Here is an 18760-nt window from a genome sequence, read left to right as displayed (position 1 = left end):
CAATGACCGAAGCGACCGGATCCGGTACGGGACGGGCACAGGGCACCACGCGCAACAGCGCCGTAAACGGCAGTGCCGTAAATAGCAGTGTCGTCAGCAGTGGGGTGCCCTACACCGTTCCCCAGCCGCCCGCCACCATCGACGCCGCCATCTGGCCCAGCATCGCGACCGTACCCTCGAGCCTGAAGGCCCGGGTGGCCGGACGCGCCGCGGACGCCATTTTCAGGGCCGCCGTGCGCAGCCTGCCGCTGGCGGTCCGCTACCCGGACGGCACCGTATTGGGCAAGGCAGCTTCGGGTGGGGCAGCCTCGGGTGGGGCCGCCTCGGGCGACGCGCCTGCCGGCACCGCCTACCCCGTCATGACCATCAACCGGCCGGAGGCCTTCGCCGCCCGGCTCGGCGACGGCGGCCTGATCGGCCTGGGCGAGTCCTTCATGGCCGGCGACTGGGATGCCGATGACCTCACCGCCGTCATGGAGGTCTTCGCCGCACGGGTCGGCACGCTCGTGCCCGAGCCGCTGCAGAAGCTGCGCGGACTGTACCTGCCGCACCAGCCGCGCCGGGAACGGAACACCGAAAAGAACACCCGCTCCAACATCTCCCGGCACTATGACCTCTCCAACGAGCTCTTCGCCTCCTTCCTGGACAGCACCATGACGTACTCCAGCGCCCTCTTCCCGGAACGCGGAGACGCCCTGCGGAACGTGACCTGGGACGGGCTGGCCACCGCGCAGCAGGCCAAGATCGACCGCCTGCTGGACAAGGCCGGCGTCAAGGAAGGCACCCGTGTCCTGGAAATCGGCACCGGCTGGGGCGAGCTCGCCCTGCGCGCCGCCGCCCGCGGCGCCACGGTCTACTCCGTCACGCTCTCCAGCGAACAGCAGGAACTGGCCCGCCAGCGCGTGGCCGAGGCCGGCTACGCCGACGCCGTCACGATCGAGCTCAAGGACTACCGCGCAGTGGAGGGCGAGTACGACGCCGTCGTCTCGGTCGAAATGATCGAGGCCGTCGGTTTCCAGTACTGGGCCACCTACTTCCAGACCATCGAGCGGGTCCTGGCCCCCGGCGGCAAGGTGGCCATCCAGGCCATCACGATCGCCCACGACCGGCTCATGGCCACCCGCACCAGCTACACCTGGGTGCACAAGTACATCTTCCCTGGCGGAGTCATTCCGTCCGTCCGCGCCATCGAGGAAATCACCGAGAAGCAGACCGGACTGCGGGTCCGCGAACGCCTCGCCATGGGCGAACACTATGCCCAGACCCTGCGGCTCTGGGAGGAACGGTTCATGGCCAGTGCGGACGAGGTCGGGGCCATGGGCTTCGACGCCGTCTTCCAGCGGATGTGGCTGTTCTACCTGTGCTACTCCCGGGCCGGCTTCGAGACGGGCTACCTCGACGTGCAGCAGATCGTGCTCGACCACGCTTCCACGAAGAGCGCCGCCGGCAAGGCCGCCGCCGGCAAGAAGGGCGCCGCCGCATGACGGCGGCGCTCGCGGACACCATTGCCGAGGCCCTGCGACCGCTAGTGGGCGGGGAACTGCCCGTCCGGCTCGTCGTCTGGGACGGCAGCGAGGCAGGCCCGTCCGGCGCGCCGGTGGTCCGGCTGAACTCGCCGGACGCCATCCGCCGCCTGCTGTGGGCGCCGGGGGAGCTGGGTGCCGCCCAGGCCTACGTCACCGGTGAACTCGACGTCGACGGCGACCTCAACTCCGCGCTGGAGCACCTGTGGAAGGTGGCCCGCGACCGGGGCCTCTCCGGCATCCGCCCGACGCCGGCCCTGCTGGCCGGCGTCGCCCGGATCGCCACGTCCGCGGGCGCCCTGGGCACCCCGCCCCAGCCGCCGGCCAGCCAGGCACGGGTCCGGGGCCGGGTGAACAGCCTGCTCCGGGACCGGGCGGCCATCAGCCACCACTATGACCTCAGCAACGACTTCTACGCCCTGATCCTGGACCCGCAAATGGCCTACTCCAGCGGGTACTGGACCGATTCCGCACCCGGGTACGGGCTTCAGGACGCGCAACGGGACAAGCTGGACCTCGTGTGCCGCAAGATCGGCCTGGCGCCGGGGATGCGGATGCTCGACGTCGGCTGCGGCTGGGGCTCGCTGAGCCTGCACGCGGCACAGTACTACGGCGTCGACGTCGTCGGCGTCACCCTCTCCGTGGAGCAGAAGGCGTTCATCGACGCCCGCATCACGGAACGCGGGCTGGAAGGACACGTCGAGATCCGGGTCCAGGATTACCGCGAGATCCCGGACGGCCCCTTCGACGCCGTCGCCTCCCTGGAAATGGGCGAGCACGTCGGCCAGCGCAACTACCCCGTCTACACCGCTGCCCTGTTCGGCAACGTCAGCCCCGGCGGCCGGGTCCTGGTCCAGCAGATGTCACGGCAGGGCAAGCACCCCGGCGGCGGACCGTTCATTGAATCCTTCATTGCGCCGGACATGCACATGCGCCCGGTGGGGGAGACGCTGGGCTTCCTCGAGGATGCCGGGTTCGAGATCGAGGGCGTGCAGGGCATGCGCCGCGACTACGTGCGCACGCTGGAGGCCTGGTACGAGAGGTTCGAGCAGAACCACGACGCCGCCGTGGCCATGATGGGTGTGGAAATCGCCCGGGTCTGGCGGCTGTACGTCGTGGGTGCGCTGCGCAGCTTCGCCGAGGCCCGGATGGGCGTGGACCAGATCCTCTGCAGCCGCCCGGAGCAGCTCAGCTAAGTCCCCCGGTTCGGCATGCCGTGGCACCGGTCACGGAACAGATGGAACACCGGCTGTTAGAACAATCACGATTCCCTGAGGCGGGCACCACGGTGCCCGCCTCTTTCGTGTGCCCGGACACCACATGTAGTGGCCGGCGCCACCGTTTCGCCTCCCCGCAATCGGGCGCGACACGCCGTCTGCGGTGCGACACGCGGGGGTGATTAATGTGGCTAACTACTCCACAGGGTGTGGATTTCGTCCGCCAAAATGGCGGAAATCCGGACATTTGGAGGACCCCCTCCTGTGGATTAACGGTGGGTTAAATGACATACTTGTAATACATCATCTTGGGGTCCGCGTGAGGCTCTTGCACTACATGTAGTATCGACATACAGTTCCAGCAGAGCATTAGCGCGGGACAACCGGAGCCGGGACAGCGCTCCACAGAAGACTTCAACAAAGGGGACAGGACCATGACCGTTACGGTTTACACGAAGCCGGCCTGCGTTCAGTGCAACGCGACCTACCGCGCGCTGGACAAGAAGGGCATCGCCTACCAGAGCGTCGACATCTCCCAGGATGCCGAGGCCCTTGAGCGCCTGAAGTCCCTGGGCTACATGCAGGCCCCCGTCGTCGTCACCGACCAGGATCACTGGTCTGGTTTCCGCCCGGACAAGATCGAAGAACTGGCGCAGGCCGCCGCCGTCGCTGTAGCCTGAAACGCCCTAAAGCCTGAAACGTTCCGGGACGCCGCTACCAGGCAAGATTTTCACGGTAGATGAGGTGACCACCGTGGTTGTAACAACTGAAGATCGGGTAGCCGCTACGGCTGACAGCGGGGAAGCGGTCAGCACAGCAGTTCCCGAGCTAACCCACTGCCGCCTCATCTACTTTTCCTCCACCTCCGAAAACACTGCTCGCTTCGTTGCGAAGCTGGGCGTCGACGCCGCCAGGATCCCCCTCTACGCCAGGGACGCTCCGCTGGTGGCCGGGGAGCCGTACGTGCTGGTGGTGCCGACCTATGGCGGCACCGGGGGAGAGGGATCTGTTCCAAAGCAGGTCATCAGGTTTTTGAACGACCCGGGCAACCGGAAGCTGATCCGCGGAGTGATCGGCGCAGGAAACACCAATTTCGGGGACAACTACTGCATGGCCGGGGACATCATCGCCGCCAAGTGCAAGGTCCCGCACCTATATCGCTTCGAACTCATGGGGACGCCGGAAGACGTCAACCGCGTACAACAAGGATTGGAAGAGTTTTGGACACGACTGTCGCAGACACAGAAGTAACTAAGGGCGCAGGCCTGCCCGCCGGCACCGCCACCGCCGCTGAGAAGCCGGAGAAGAAGCACGAGATGCCGGCCGCCTATAAGGGCCTGGGCTACCACGAGCTCAACGCCATGCTGAACCTCTACGGCCCCAACGGAGAGATCCAGTTCGAGGCCGACCGCGAGGCCGCGCACCAGTACTTCCTGCAGCACGTGAACAACAACACCGTGTTCTTCCACGACCTCGAGGAAAAGCTCGACTACCTCGTCAAGAACGAGTACTACGAGCGCGAAACCCTCGACCAGTACACGATGAACTTCATCCGCGAGCTCTACAACCGCGCGTACAAGAAGAAGTTCCGCTTCGAGACCTTCCTCGGCGCGTTCAAGTTCTACACCTCCTACACGCTGAAGACGTTCGACGGAAAGCGCTTCCTGGAGCGTTACGAGGACCGCGTCTGCATGGTGGCCCTGCACCTGGCCCGCGGCGACGAGAAGCTCGCCACCCAGATGGTGGACGAGATCATCGAGGGCCGCTTCCAGCCGGCCACCCCGACGTTCCTGAACGCCGGCAAGAAGCAGCGCGGCGAGCTGGTCTCCTGCTTCCTGCTCCGCATCGAAGACAACATGGAGTCGATCGGCCGGTCCATCAACTCCGCGCTGCAGCTCTCCAAGCGCGGCGGCGGCGTGGCCTTCGCGCTGACCAACATCCGCGAGGTGGGCGCGCCGATCAAGCAGATCGAGAACCAGTCCTCCGGCGTCATCCCCGTGATGAAGCTCCTCGAGGACAGCTTCTCCTACGCCAACCAGCTTGGTGCCCGCCAGGGTGCCGGCGCGGTGTACCTGCACGCGCACCACCCGGACATCTACCGGTTCCTGGACACCAAACGCGAGAACGCGGACGAGAAGATCCGCATCAAGACCCTCTCGCTCGGCGTCGTCATCCCGGACATCACCTTCGAACTCGCCAAGCGGGACGAGGACATGTACCTGTTCTCCCCGTACGACGTCGAAAAGGTCTACGGCATGCCGTTCTCCGACGTCTCGGTCACCGAGAAGTACTACGAGATGGTGGACGATTCCCGGATCAAGAAGACCAAGATCAAGGCGCGCGAGTTCTTCCAGACCCTCGCCGAGATCCAGTTCGAATCCGGCTACCCGTACATCATGTTCGAGGACACCGTGAACCGGGAAAACCCGATCGACGGCAAGATCATCATGTCCAACCTGTGCTCGGAGATCCTCCAGGTCTCCCAGCCCACCACGTACCACGATGACCTGTCCTACGACCAGACCGGCAAGGACATCTCCTGCAACCTGGGCTCGCTGAACATCGCCAAGACCATGGACTCGCCGGACTTCGGCCTGACCATCGAGACGGCCATCCGGTCCCTCTCGGCCGTCTCGGACATGTCCAACATCACCTCGGTGCCCTCGATTGCCCGCGGTAACGACCAGAGCCACGCGATCGGCCTCGGCCAGATGAACCTGCACGGCTACCTGGCCCGCGAGCGGGTCCACTACGGCTCCGAAGAAGGCCTGGACTTCACCAACATCTACTTCTACTCGGTGGTGTACCACGCCGTCCGCGCCTCCAACCTGCTGTCCATCCAGACCGGCCAGACCTTCGGCGGCTTCGAGAAGTCCAAGTACGCCACCGGCGAGTTCTTCGACAAGTACACCGAGCAGGAATGGGTCCCGCAGACCGAGAAGGTCGCGGAGATGTTCAAGAACATCCACATCCCCACCCAGGATGACTGGCGCGAGCTGAAGGCCTCCGTCATGGAGCACGGCATCTACAACCAGAACCTGCAGGCCGTTCCGCCCACGGGCTCGATCTCCTACATCAACAACTCCACCTCCTCGATCCACCCGGTGGCGTCCAAGATCGAGATCCGCAAGGAAGGCAAGCTGGGTCGCGTGTACTACCCGGCGCCGTACCTGACGAACGACAACCTGGAGTACTACCAGGACGCGTACGAGATCGGCTACGAGAAGGTCATCGACACCTACGCCGCCGCCACGCAGCACGTGGACCAGGGCCTGTCCCTGACGCTGTTCTTCAAGGACACCGCCACCACGCGTGACATCAACAAGGCCCAGATCTACGCCTGGAAGAAGGGCATCAAGACCATCTACTACATCCGCCTCCGCCAGCTCGCGCTGGAAGGGACGGAGGTAGAGGGCTGTGTCTCATGTATGTTGTGATCAACTGATTTAGGTTGATTTAGAAATTCCGGTGGAAATGATGGAGGCGACGACGGCGACGGGCGGCTTGGTCTACGGCATCCGGCTTAGGCGGGAGGTCGAGTACCGCTATGTGGGCATCACGACCAAGACAGCCCACCGTCGTTTCCATCAACACCTGCGCGTGGCAGGCACGGGTCGCAAGACTCCGTTCTACGATTGGCTCCGAAAGCATGATGCGACTGATCTCATCGCCGACGAATTGGACTGGATTGAAGGTCTTCCCGAGCTGGGGCAGGCCGAGATTGAATGGATCAGCTACCTGCGAGGTGAAGGGGACCGTCTGCTGAACCTTGCGCATGGCGGTCTTGGGCCGACCGGCGTCGTGTGGACGAAAGAACAGCGTGAAGCTGCCCGGGTGAGGTCAACCGGACGAAAGGGGCTCAGCCGCCCCGGAGCGGAGAACCCGTTCCATGGTGGCAAGCACAGCCAGGAGCAGCGCAGGAAGTGGGCGGAAGACCGCAAGCGAACGTTTTTCGGTCCGGACAATCCGAACTTCGGCAAGTTCGGTCCCGAGCATCCAAGTTTCGGGCATTGGGTAAGTGAAGAAACCCGCAAAGGACTTTCAGAAGCCAAGAAGGGTGCCGGCAACCCGAACTTCGGGAAGAAGGCCAGCGCTGAAACCCGTGCGAAAATGTCAGCAGTACGGAAGGGCCGTCCGATGCCTTCCAGCCAGCGAAACGCCCACACCAGACATCACACCAACAAAGGCATAGAGAAAGCCGACTGCAAGTATTGCGTCGAGGACTCAGCCAAACCCAGTCTCTCTTCAGAAAGCGAGTCGGAGTCATGACAGAAAAAGTAAAGCTTCTCAGCCACGTCGAGGCGATCAACTGGAACCGCATCCAGGACGACAAGGACGTGGATGTCTGGAACCGCCTGGTCAACAACTTCTGGCTGCCGGAGAAGGTGCCGCTGTCCAACGACGTGCAGTCGTGGGCGACGCTGACCCCGGACGAGCAGCAGCTCACCATGCGCGTGTTCACGGGCCTGACCCTGCTGGACACCATCCAGGGCACCGTCGGCGCCGTCTCGCTGATCCCGGACGCGCTCACCCCGCATGAAGAGGCTGTCTACACGAACATCGCGTTCATGGAGTCAGTGCACGCCAAGAGCTACTCCTCCATCTTCTCCACGCTGGCCTCCACGAAGGAGATCGACGAGGCGTTCCGCTGGTCCACTGAGAACGAGAACCTTCAGAAGAAGGCCCAGATCGTCATGGACTACTACCAGGGCGACGACCCCCTCAAGCGCAAGGTGGCCTCCACGCTGCTGGAGAGCTTCCTGTTCTACTCCGGCTTCTACCTGCCGATGTACTGGTCCTCGCGGGCCAAGCTGACGAACACGGCAGACCTGATCCGCCTGATCATCCGCGATGAGGCCGTGCACGGCTACTACATCGGCTACAAGTTCCAGAAGGGCCTGGAAAAGGTCTCCGAGGAGCGCCGCCAGGAAATCAAGGACTACACCTTCGAGCTGCTCTTCGAGCTGTACGAGAACGAGGTCCAGTACACGCACGACCTCTACGACTCCGTCGGCCTGGCCGAAGACGTCAAGAAGTTCCTGCACTACAACGCCAACAAGGCCCTCATGAACCTGGGCTACGAGGCCATGTTCCCGGCCTCCGTCACAGACGTGAACCCGGCGATCCTCTCGGCCCTGTCGCCGAACGCTGACGAGAACCACGACTTCTTCTCGGGTTCGGGTTCGTCGTATGTCATTGGCAAGGCTGTCAACACTGAGGATGACGACTGGGACTTCTAGGTCCTCCTTAGTTGTTGAAAAAGGTTGATCGCCAGCACCCCACTCGTACGCCCCCTTTAGGGGCCGGCGACGGAGTGCACCAAATACAGTAAGCGGACAAACGTTGAGGAGTCGTCATCAGGGCTGAAACAGTAGCGGAGCAACTATTCTTTTGCACCGTAATGATTGGAAACCACTCGCCGAGCGGAAGTTCTACAGGCACCGGATTCATTGTCCAAGTGGCGACAAGCGGAGGAGATCTTCACTTTCTAGTCACCAACAAACACGTTATCGACGGCGCCGAGAACGTGGAGTTCCTGCTTCCGCGCGCGGACGCGAACGGCCAGCACTTGGGCGGCGTAAGGACGACTGTCACTAACTTCGATCAGTATCCTGTATTCCGTCACCCTGATGCTTCAGTCGATATCGCGGTGATTCCGTTTTCAGCAATTCTTAGCAATATGTCTGATGTTCCCTTCTTCCGGTCCATTGGACTGGATCTGTTTGCGACTCAAGATACCCTTGCCAGTCTCGACGCGGTCGAAGAAGTGACATTTATTGGCTACCCTGCCGGGATATTTGATGGCGTCAATGCGTTGCCTGTTGCACGACGCGGCACGACAGCTACATCCGCCGAAGTCGACTACAATGGACTTCCCACATTCTTGGTTGATGCGGCCGTCTACCCAGGGTCAAGCGGAAGTCCCGTGCTGCTCTTTGATTCTGGGCTGTATCGAGACAGAACTGGGAATGTTACCGTCGGAAGCCGTCTGTCACTACTCGGTATCATTGCTCAAGTTCACACCAGCGCTCTGATTTCACAACTAGTAAACACGTCGCCCTCCTTTGGTGTAGCCCAATCTCCGATTGGCTTAGGGATTGTTTTTAAAGCGACGGCGATACGCGAACTAATCGAATCGGCGACTCAAGCCTTGGGATTCAGTTTGATTGATAGCCAGTCGGCAGCGGTGGAGACTAGTGATGGGCCGAGCGAGGCTGATAAGGAGGCGATTGGCCAAACGAGTTCGAGCGACTGATCTTGCGCAGGCGAACTACACCGACTAGGCCAGTACTCGGCGACGAAGCCGCATGGGTGGGGGAAAAGGCCTGGCGCGCGGTTTCTGAATCGTGGTCATCAGCCAGTTGATTCCCAGAGCGGATGGCTTAAGGGCTCGACCGTACCGGTCGTGCGGGGTCGACGGGTTCGGTGGACGGGCGGCTAACCTGGCTCTTCAAGGCACGTGGGGAAATGGTCCCGGATGAGCGTAACGTGGCCGTCCGGAGGGCACTTCTTATGAGGAGAATCGATTTGTAGTTGCCGGGGTGCCGGTAGCCGCGGGCCGTGCGTTTGACGCGGCATTCGGGCAGGTTGACGATGCTGGGGCAGCGTCAGCCGCTACGACGGTAGTCTCAGCCCCGGCTCGCGGTCCTGTTCCTGGTTGAATGCTAGATCACTCATACCGGCAGGGCCCACTGGCCACTCGTTTAGCTACGACACGGAATCAATTCCCCACGAGCCGTACAGAGCCCGGAACGATCGAAGCATCGAAATCATGAGCAAGCAGCAATAAACCCGTGCAAGTGAATACCACCACCCTCCGCGAGAAGTTTTCGGATGTCACCCTGTGCAACCCGAGGCCCCGGATAAAGGCCGATAGATTCCTCGGCAATCCGCAGTCAGATCGCCCGTATCGCGGGAAGCCGGGTTCGCTGCCCCCGGGGCGGCTTCTGTCAGTGGAAAATGGTGGTTCGAGGGCGAATGTCTGCGCGGCGCAGCCTGGTCCGGATGGGTCCGGGTTCCGTGGTCTGTGGCGTCTGGGCCTCTGCAGATTCTGTGTGCGGCATCTTCGTCCTGCCGACGACCTTTGCCCTGGTTTTCCCGAAGAACTTTTTCATCAACCTGTATCGGTTGCGCTGGGCGACGCTACGCCTGCGGCGGGCCTTCAAACCGCTCCGCGGGGCCTGCGGCCGGCGAGTATGTGGGTGGCTGGTTTTCGCTGTCGGGTCACGGGGCTTTTGTCTGGCCGGGATATGCCGCTTGCGCGTCATGTGGTGCCGTGGCAGTTGGTGGGAGATCAAGACTTGTGATGCGTGGCGGGGTCCATGGACGGCACGTCGCCGTGACTGTGTGGCTGGGTTTGGCCTGCGGCCGGCGAGGAGTGCCTGGCTGGCGGCCGTTGAAAGGTCCAGTCTGTGGGGTGACTGGGTAATGCCGCTGGCGCGTCATGAATGCTGAGCTGCTGGAGGGGATCATCAGGCCGCACGCCGCGGGCGAGTCCACAGACGTCGGGCAGGGTCTCGTCGGAAGCCGTCAGCCACAAAAACAGGACCCGCCCTCAGAGACCTGGGTGTAGCAGTGCCGCGAAGCCGGTGGCCGAAAGAGTGGAACGATGTGTGTGCGTAACGATGGGCTGGTCCTCGAATCGAGTTCCGTCCTGGAAACCTTGCAGGTCATCGTTACGCCGACAAGGGTGCCGGGAGGCTCACTGCGGGTCACACCGCTGAGCCATCCCGCTTCAATGAGCGGAGCGTTCTCGCCGGCCGCAGGCCCAACCCCAGACCGAGTCACTCCGACACCATGAAGCCGCCCGCGACGCAACCCGCTCCCCGCAGGGGAAGCCAGCCACACGCAGAGCTCAGCGCAGAGGGAACCGGACCGGGAACCTTGGTGACACCGTCACCCGTCCAACGCACAGCACGTCCGGAAGGCAGACACCCAGGTCACCGCAACCAGCCAACGGCCGATGATCGGCACCCGCCCGCCGGCCGCAGGCCATCACCCCCGGTGAACGCAGCGCAAGATCATGACGCGGCACGCAAAGAACCCGGGCCCGAGCGCAGCGCAGGCAGACCGGACGCAGTCCGTGGCCGTGAAGCATCCAGCTCCCCGCAGCGGGTAGCTGTCCGCAGGACGAAGGTGTCGAGTGTGAAGGCGCGCAGCGCCGGGTAATCGTGTGGCTCCGGTGGCCGACGTGGCGCGGACGCAGTCCACAGCCTGCAGCCGTATGAGTGGCCGTTCAGGGAGCGGGAGTTTTCATCCGAAGAGTGCCGGGTGTGGTGCAGTGAGCGAAGACCGGGAACGGGAACCAGGGGCGGACGCCGCAGCAGCGGAGAGAGTCCGTGTGGGTTTTCAAGAAGAGAGCGTGAGGTTGGCCGGGCGCGCAGCGCCGGGGAAGAGGGTGAGCGTTTCAGTGATGGAGCCGAAGATCGGTGGAGGCCGCCGCCAGGCGGCAGGGAATCACAGAGAGAAGCAGAAGGGTTTCGAACAGCGAGAAGAGGTCAACGAGAAGGGATCCGGGAAGGAATCGAGTCGTGAAGAGAGCGCAGCGATCAGGTCAACGATGGCCGCGCAGCGGACATCCGGGAAACAAGAAGCGTCCGTAAAGGGGAACGAAAAGTTAGCTGGGGAGGCGCGCCAGCGCCGAGCCTTCTTTTAAATGCCTTCCCTCGACCCGGCTCAAATTTTTCGACCGCCGACATCAACCGCCAGCACATTCAGCTCGGTCACTTCGACCCCCGCAAAGCCCAGCGGCTTCGGCTATCGCCGGACCGGTCAACGCCGCTACGCGGTTCGGGGCGACGCCATCGAAGGTGTGTCGATGTTCAAGACGTGGGTGAACCTTGCGTGATTCCAATTCACAATTCGGTTGGTAGTGCATCGATCCGCACAATGGGCGAGGTTGTTCTAAGGGTCACCACGTGATCCGCTCGGACCTGAACCCAATATTGGGCGCTCGCGCCCACAGCGCACGACTCCAGAAGGAGCAGCTCTAGCGTCTCCCCGTCACGGCGCAGGGTCGAAAACCCCGAATCCAGGTAATCAACCAGTGGAGCAGCGGCGGCCGCTCGCCGCGTCACGGTGCGTGCAGTCAAGTCGAGCACATAACGGCTGCCCGTAGCGCTCGTCACCAAGTACCGGCCAGAATCCTCATTCCGAAGCTCCTGTGTCATGAGAAGAGCGTATGGGCGGCCTATGACCATACTGCCCTGTCTCCATGCCAGTCGATGGAGTTGCCGTTGTTTCAGCCCGAGCTGCATTTCGATTGGTCCGTGAGGTCCCCGCATTTCCTGCAAGAGGTGCCAATTGGTGCGGAGCGTCCCGACCCGCTGTGTCCTTTCGAGTTTCGGGATGGTGATTTGTCGAGCGGGGAGCTCTGCGCTCAGACCCCAGGATGCACAGGAACGGTGCGGGGCCGATAGATGGCCGTACGGCCGCGCATGGTGCCGAAGAACCGTGCCACATTGTCGGCTCCCACCGCCGCAGGCGTTGGGAGCCATTCTGCAGGGCGTTCTGCTGTCTGCCGTCGGCGACTCCGGTAGAGTCAGATGGCCTTATCTGAGCGCCCGCACCGAAGCCGAGACAGTGGTCTTGAATCCTGTTCGGGAGCCGGTCGCTCTCACCATGAGGGTCCTGCCGGCGTCAGCGGAGGTGAGCCGGTACGTTTTCGCCGTGGCTCCAGGGATCCTGACCCCGGATCGGTACCACTGATAAGCGAAGGAAGAGGGTGTCGGCTGCCAGCCGCCGACGTACACCGTCAGGGCGGATCCGGGCTTGGGCGTGCCTTTGATGATCGGGGTGGTCACCAGGGTGAACGTTCCAGGGCCGATTTTCGCGGACTGTACCGCCGGGTGAATGAGGCCCGGACCGGCTTTGAAGCTGAGTGCGGCGCCAGCATCGGCCGGGACGGGTTGATACCCCAGGGCTGTCGCCCCCTTGATCGGGGTTCCGTTCCGGTACCACTGAGGCGAGGCAATGTCATTGACGGCGTACTGGCTCAGGCTGGCCGGGACGGCAAGGGCTGCCGTCAGGTACCCGTATACCTTGGCAGTCCCCGTGATGGTGACGCCGGGGGAGGGGAGCTTCACGGCGGGAACGCTTACCCATGCCGACTTTGACTCTGTGTAGCCGAACTCGCCCCAGAGCGAGGCGCTGGCCACGACCCGAATCTGTGCGCCGACATCGTCTGCCGTGACGGTATACGTTTGGCCAGCGCCGATGCGCGCTGTTCCGCGGTACCAGATGTACTTCCACCCGAGCAGGGGCCGCGGAGACCAGGTACCGGGCAAGGCGAACAGCTGCTTGCCGTACTTCAACTCCCCGGCGACGGTCGGGGCAGCCGTGACACCGTATTTGGGCAGGGTGCCGAGGACGACCGTCGACGTGCCCAGGTTGATAATGCCGGGAGTCGAGATCACGATCTTCTTCGCGGAGTTGTAGCCGGCTTCATCGTCGAAATTGCTCTTGCCGCCGTACCACTTGTCGGCATAAGTCAGCGGATTCCGGACGGTCCCGGTACGGACGTCAGAAAACCCTTCAGTATCCGCGATGCGCACCTTGTAGACCGTCGAGCTGTCCGCCTTGAAGCTGTAGCTGCCGTCGGCCTGCGTGGACGTGTACTGGGCCCAATCCTGCCCGGACGATGCAAATGGCTGGTCGGCGTCGGTGTACGGGCTGACGAAAAGGCCGGGGACCGGTTTCCCGTCAGGTCCGACGACCTTCCCGGTAACGGTGGAGTCATAGGCCAGGGCCTGGGCCGGCGCCACCCCGGCGGCAACGGCGGACAGCGTGAGGGCTGCGGTAAGTAGCACGGCCGCGGGCCGCGTAAAGGTCAAAGCCTTCAATTTCCCCCCAGGAAAAAAGTCGAGTGATGCTCGAAGCTTAGCGCGGTTGACTATGACCTGAGCGGAGCCCACTGATTCAACCACGGAGGAAAGGAGGTCTGCTACAAACCTCCACGGCCGTGCGGCTCCAGCCGTCTCACGTAACGCCGGTGATAAACCAAGGGATGCCATGTTCAACGGTTCTCCCACCGGCTAGGATCACGCATGTCACGCACATCGCATCGAGTTATTTGGGGGACTCTTGTCGTACAAATCCGCGCACATCAGGAAATGGGTATCTGCTGCACTCGGTGCGGCACTTCTCGGCACCAGCCTCGTCACCGGCTACAACGCCGCCAATGCCTCGGTCCACTTCCCTGGTTACCTGACCGTGGCACCAAGCGCCACAGGCGGGTCAGGCACGGTGTCAATCGCGGCGGACGGTTACGGCTACTCAGTCACCAGCTACAGCGAACCGCGATGCGCCGGACAGGGCGGCAGCTTCTCCAACCCGAACATGACTGCTTCCATCACGATCGGCTCAAATGTCTACCAAGCGCCAAATGTGACGCGGTGGGACCGCCGACTGGGCAACGGCTACAACTTCACCAATGTGACGTGCAAGGACAACGCCGGGAACACAATCTCCGGGGTGACCTCTCATGTGTCGCTATACCGCCTTTCCTGGGGCATTGACTACTCCTGCCGCGCTCCGGGCACTCAAGTCGTAGGTACCATCTCATTGCAAGACACCTTTCCGCCGTCCACCACCATTCCTTCGAATGGGCCGCTCCAGGCCTCGTGCACGACTCTCTCCACTGCGGTTCCGTCCATTACCGGCACGGCGAAGGTCGGCTCCACCCTGACAGCTGTCCCGGGAACCTGGGGCCCGGCCCCGGTGACGTTGGCCTATCAGTGGAAGGCCAACGGCATCGCCATCCTTGGAGCGACAGCCGCGACCTACAAGCCCGGTGCAGCCCAGGTACGCAAGACCATCACGGTCACGGTCACCGGTACGAAGGCCGGGTACACGACCAAGTCAAAGACCTCCGCGGCCACGGCAGCGGTGGCACAGGGAACGCTCGGACCTGCACCGGTGCCTACGATCACGGGCAAAGCGAAGGTCGGCTCGACGCTGACGGCAGTCCCGGGAACCTGGGGGCCGGCGCCGGTGGCACTGACCTATCAGTGGAAGGCCAACGGCGTCGCCGTCCTTGGAGCGACAGCCGCGACGTACAAGCTCACGTCGGCCCGAGCGGGCAAGACCATCACCGTCACCGTCACCGGTGCGAAGGCCGGCTACACCACCAAGTCGAAGACCTCAGCAGCCACAGTCCAGGTCGTGTGACCACGGGCCTCGTGCCCGGCTTGTAACCGACGCGCCAGTCTCCTGAAATGTCAGGACGCGGCTTCCAGCCTGGCGAGGCGCCCCGCGATCCGGCTCCCGTCCCGGTGAGCCGCCGGGCATTTGGCCAGCCCTCCTCGTCCTTCTGGGGACGACAGCGGGGGAGAGTCGGGAATAGCGCAGCGGTCAGGAGTTCCGCGCCTCAGGATCGGTGGCGAGTTTCCGTCGCTTCATCTCGGCGGTGATGAACAGCCCGCGAAGTCCGGTCACCGCCCCGCCGCCGATGCGGTTGAGCAAATAGTCGGGCGGCAACGTCCTGACGAGTCTGGCCTCCAGAGCGTCGTAGTTGATGGTGCGCGCGGCGAAGATCCGGGTCGTGTCCAGCGCCCGGAACGAGTCAATCGACATCACCGACTCCTCGACCCCGCCCCACAGGAGCCGGTCGAACTGTTTGGTCCCGTTCCAGTGCTTCTTGATCCGTTTGCGCATGTCCCAGGAGGACTGGCCGATGTAGGCCTGCCGGTACTCATCCAGCACCAGCACGTAAACGCCCCATTCATCGTCCAGGGACTTCAGGTCGGTCACGGGCCGCAGTCGCTTGTTCTTGGCGAGCACGCCCTGCAGGGCGTCCTCAAAATCGGCCTGCTGGATCTGCGCGAAGAACGCCATATTCAAATCGAAGTTCTTCAGGGCAGCTTCACGCTGCCGGCGGCAGAAGTCGTCAGTGAAGCGCGTGTGGTCCTCGTCCTCGTAGGCCCACGCCTGAGCTTCCCAGACCTCGTCGCTGTACATCTCCCTGGGCACCCGGGTCGAGGACGTCTTGTTCACCAGTGCGTACATCTCGCGGGTCAGCCGGTGTCCGTACTTCCCGGGCCGCACCAGCTCCCCGAAATGCTCAACGGCGGAGCGCGCCGGAACGCTGGCTGCGTCCGCCAGACGGACCCGGTATTCGGTCATGGACGAATGCTATCCGTGCCCCGGCGCCTGGCGGACAACCGGCTCGCCGACCAGCACGCAGCCCACAGGGCCACCACCAGCAAGGCGGTTTCGGTTCCGTTCGGAGTCATGCCGAACGGCGCCAGGACGTAGGGTGCGACGAAGGCCAGGAACACGCTGCCTGCAAGCGCGACGACGACGGCCGTGGGTGTCACGACCCGAACCCTCTGCAGACCATCTCCATGCTTCAGCCTCCATTTGTTGAGGCAGAGCCTAGCTGACAGTGCCGCTGGAGTCAGGCTTCCAGTTTTGCCAGTCGCTCGGCGATCCGGCTCCCGTTTCGGTATGCCTTCGGACATTTGGCCAGCCACCGTTTCAGCACCGCGATCTCCTCATCCTTCTGGGAGAGCTTCCGGTGGACGATGGCCGCCTGCTCGGTGTACCAGGGCGCGGGTTCGCGGCCCTCGGCGTTGCCTTCGGCGGCTTCAATGGCCTTGTAGCAGAGGACGAGAGCTTCATCGAGCCGGCCCTCGCGCTTCAACTGCTTGATCGGCTCGACGAGCTCGAGATAATGGACGCCATCGACCATGCCGCGCTTGAACTGGGCTGCGCGCGATCCTCCGCCGGCCAGGGCGTCCTGGACCATGTCGCTCCGTTCCCGGTGCGACGCGTTGGCACGCTCGGCCGTGGTCAGGGCCGGCGGGTTGCCCTCCGGGTGATCCCACTCCGGCTGCCCGTCGCCGAGCCAGACGAAGGCCTTCGCCTTCAGCTTCGCTTCCCGCAGGACATGGAGTTGGTATACGGCCGGCGCACTCACACCCGGCTTCAGCCCGGTGCCCCTGTTAGCCGGGAACGGCAGGTTGCCGACTTTCTCGCCCTCGACGAGGACGGCGACTGCATGGGGGTCGGTTGGGTTGTCCGGCTCCCGCTGAAGCTGGGCTGGCCCTTCGTAGTAGCCGCGCGTACCGAGACCGTGACGGTCGGCCAGGGCAGCCACCGTCTCTTTCGCGAACGTCGTCGTTCCGGCCAGCTCCGAGCAGGGGTCCACCCCGGACGACACGGTGATGCGGATGCCGGCGGGGGCTTCGGGCTGGGACGCCGGCTCTGCCGGTGGGGCGGAGGAAACAGGCTTTGTGCCGAATGTCTGTTTGACCCAGTTGCCGAGTCCCATATGTCCCCCTGGAGGTTGTCGGCGGCCGGTCGGCCGCGCACGCCCGACCTTACCAAGGCCCGAGCTCGGCCATCTACAATTCCCGAGGCGAATAGGGCCCATGACGGCCGTCGCATCGCAATCGGACCGCCGCTGATCTTGTAGGGTGGAAGCGAGGTTGCCCTTCGGAGTGTTGTGCTGGACAGTGCAGTGCTGGAAAGAAGGGCAACCTCTTGGTTTGGCACCGTACACGGCGCCTGGCCGCACTGCTAGGAGCGCTTAGGTGCAATCCGCTCAAGCATTCTCTTCATGGCTGCAGTACCCTCCCCTTCAGCTACCGCTCCGCTGGAGATTCGGGCGTAAAGCCCGTCCGAATAGTGCGTCCCCGGATCCACGCCTCCCCGGAGCCGCCGCCACAGACACTCGTATTCCGGGTGTGGGTCCTTTCTGCACCAATCACAGGCCAGGGCTTGAGGGTGGGCGTTCGCCGGGGTGACCTGCGGGGTGGGCGCCACGACGGCAGCAGTGGCTGGCGTCGGTTGTTTCGGTGCCTCCACGGCGGGGCCGCTGAGGAGGGACCATTTCTCTGGCCGGATGCAAGAGATGAAGAATTGCCCCATGGTGCTGTCGCAAGCGGGACACACGAATGCACTGTAGAGCCTGCCGCTGGCCTTGGTGCGCCGCGGCTTGATCATCGCTTTGGGGATGTCAGCCGCGGCCGCGTTGATCCATTTGTCGACGGCGGGGTGCACATCGGGGTGGTTCTCGAACCGCTTCTCACCGACGTCGGGCTTCACCTGCAGGCTGAGCGTCCCGGCATGTCTGCCCCAGGCCCAGGTGCGCGCGGCCCAGACCAGCATCGGCTCCTCGCAGTTCCAGCATGCTGTGAGGCTGCCCCAGACGTAGGTGTCTGTATGGACGCGCACGGCGTGGTGGCCGAAGGCTGATTCCGGAGAAGCGGAGCGGTCGTTCATCTCCGCGATGGACTGCTCGAATGCTTCGAGCTTCCGGCGCTCCGCGTCGGCCACGGCGGCCTGCCGCTCAGCCTCGGCCTTCTGCCTTGCTGCCTGTTCGGCGGGGGACCCGTGTTTCCAGGAATGGCCGCGGCGGAGCAAGGCCCCCACGAAGTCGCCGAGATTGACGCCGGACTTGACTATGTCCTGGTCGGCCGGCAGGGCCAGCAGATCGGACACCTCGTCGGGAATAGTTGATGTCTTGCCGAAGCCGGTCACCACTACCGGAACCTTGGTCGGGTGGTACTCCAGCCGGCGGGGAATCAGCCAGACCGGGAAGGCACCGCTGTCGAAGTAGCGCTGGGACCGGGCGAAGTAATTCTCCGGCGTCTGCGATGACAGCTGCACCTCGAAGGCCACCCGGTTCCTGAAGTCATCCGACTCGGCGAGGACGTCGATGATCCACTCCCTGGAAGGGTGTGGGTGTTCGATAATCGCGTGCCAGCCGGGGACCTGGTCGATGCCGAGAGCCAGAGCTTCCTTCATGGCCAGGTGCTGCGGTGTTTCGCCGCCGTGCCTGGCCTCGCAGCCGGCGGTCGACAGGTGAGCGAAGAACCTGGTTTCGCCACGTAGCTTGGCCACCGCCCGAACTCCGCACAGCGGCATGACCATCTGCTTGCGCTCATCCGAAGCCTGCAGCGCGAGCCAGGACTCGCGCGTGTGCTTCGTGGCGTCGACCCGTGCCCCGTCGAGCATTGCTACCAGCGGCATTGCCCACCCCCCGCAGCCGCCCCCTGCCGCTGACGGACTGATTCA

Annotated in this window: 14 protein-coding genes; 9 read left to right on the top strand and 5 right to left on the bottom strand. The window is 63.5% G+C overall.

Features of this window, described 5'->3' with window-relative positions; translation table 11 throughout:
- The first annotated feature begins 2 nt into the window (after positions 1 to 2).
- The 8 genes from AC1DDO_RS02105 (at position 3) to AC1DDO_RS02070 (ending at position 8996) form a co-directional block, all read left to right on the top strand.
- The gene (locus AC1DDO_RS02105) at positions 3 to 1484 is read left to right on the top strand and encodes a class I SAM-dependent methyltransferase (protein ID WP_476971375.1); all 1482 of its coding nucleotides are present in this window, start codon (positions 3 to 5) and stop codon (positions 1482 to 1484) included.
- A complete protein-coding gene (locus AC1DDO_RS02100) occupies positions 1481 to 2719 on the top strand; it encodes a class I SAM-dependent methyltransferase (protein WP_476971319.1) in 1239 nt (412 codons plus the stop codon). The genes AC1DDO_RS02105 and AC1DDO_RS02100 overlap by 4 nt, the downstream gene beginning before the upstream one ends.
- Positions 2720 to 3174: 455 nt before the next feature.
- Positions 3175 to 3420, top strand: a complete 246-nt coding sequence (gene nrdH / locus AC1DDO_RS02095; protein ID WP_018773329.1) for a glutaredoxin-like protein NrdH — start codon at positions 3175 to 3177, stop codon at positions 3418 to 3420.
- Between the two features lie 166 nt (positions 3421 to 3586).
- Entirely contained in the window at positions 3587 to 3991 is a 405-nt protein-coding gene (gene nrdI / locus AC1DDO_RS02090; protein WP_476866571.1) for a class Ib ribonucleoside-diphosphate reductase assembly flavoprotein NrdI, read from the top strand.
- Positions 3992 to 4056: 65 nt separating this feature from the next.
- Complete coding sequence (nrdE, locus tag AC1DDO_RS02085) at positions 4057 to 6177, top strand: class 1b ribonucleoside-diphosphate reductase subunit alpha (protein ID WP_476971374.1); 2121 nt, start codon at positions 4057 to 4059, stop codon at positions 6175 to 6177.
- A 37-nt stretch (positions 6178 to 6214) separates the two neighbouring features.
- Complete coding sequence (locus AC1DDO_RS02080) at positions 6215 to 7009, top strand: NUMOD3 domain-containing DNA-binding protein (RefSeq protein WP_476971373.1); 795 nt, start codon at positions 6215 to 6217, stop codon at positions 7007 to 7009.
- Positions 7006 to 7980 (top strand): class 1b ribonucleoside-diphosphate reductase subunit beta, encoded by a 975-nt coding sequence (nrdF, locus tag AC1DDO_RS02075; RefSeq protein ID WP_223916933.1) that lies wholly within the window; start codon positions 7006 to 7008, stop codon positions 7978 to 7980. The genes AC1DDO_RS02080 and nrdF overlap by 4 nt, the downstream gene beginning before the upstream one ends.
- Positions 7981 to 8141: 161 nt before the next feature.
- Positions 8142 to 8996: a S1 family peptidase gene (locus tag AC1DDO_RS02070; protein WP_476971318.1), complete on the top strand. Its 855-nt coding sequence runs from the start codon at positions 8142 to 8144 to the stop codon at positions 8994 to 8996.
- 3295 nt (positions 8997 to 12291) lie between these two features.
- Here the strand turns inward: AC1DDO_RS02070 and AC1DDO_RS02065 are convergent.
- Positions 12292 to 13572: a hypothetical protein gene (locus AC1DDO_RS02065; protein WP_476971317.1), complete on the bottom strand. Its 1281-nt coding sequence runs from the start codon at positions 13570 to 13572 to the stop codon at positions 12292 to 12294.
- 250 nt (positions 13573 to 13822) lie between these two features.
- On the opposite strand from AC1DDO_RS02065, the gene AC1DDO_RS02060 reads away from it, so the two are divergent.
- Positions 13823 to 14908, top strand: coding sequence for a hypothetical protein (locus tag AC1DDO_RS02060; RefSeq protein WP_476971316.1), 1086 nt, complete (start codon positions 13823 to 13825; stop codon positions 14906 to 14908).
- Positions 14909 to 15091: 183 nt separating this feature from the next.
- Here the strand turns inward: AC1DDO_RS02060 and AC1DDO_RS02055 are convergent, their stop codons facing one another.
- From AC1DDO_RS02055 to AC1DDO_RS02040, 4 genes are all read right to left on the bottom strand, one after another.
- Positions 15092 to 15862 carry a GIY-YIG nuclease family protein gene (locus AC1DDO_RS02055; RefSeq protein WP_476971315.1) on the bottom strand — a complete coding sequence of 257 codons (771 nt, stop codon included), beginning with the start codon at positions 15860 to 15862 and terminating at the stop codon, positions 15092 to 15094.
- Positions 15859 to 16056: a hypothetical protein gene (locus tag AC1DDO_RS02050; RefSeq protein WP_476971314.1), complete on the bottom strand. Its 198-nt coding sequence runs from the start codon at positions 16054 to 16056 to the stop codon at positions 15859 to 15861. Before AC1DDO_RS02050 ends, AC1DDO_RS02055 begins: the two co-directional genes overlap by 4 nt.
- An 80-nt stretch (positions 16057 to 16136) precedes the next feature.
- The gene (locus tag AC1DDO_RS02045) at positions 16137 to 17012 is read right to left on the bottom strand and encodes a hypothetical protein (protein ID WP_476870044.1); all 876 of its coding nucleotides are present in this window, start codon (positions 17010 to 17012) and stop codon (positions 16137 to 16139) included.
- A gap of 248 nt (positions 17013 to 17260) precedes the next feature.
- Entirely contained in the window at positions 17261 to 18715 is a 1455-nt protein-coding gene (locus tag AC1DDO_RS02040) for a competence protein CoiA family protein (RefSeq protein ID WP_476971313.1), read from the bottom strand.
- Positions 18716 to 18760: the final 45 nt, after the last annotated feature.

This window comes from Arthrobacter sp. 10N43 (assembly GCF_056394525.1).
This window is presented reverse-complemented; position numbering and strand designations above follow the sequence as displayed.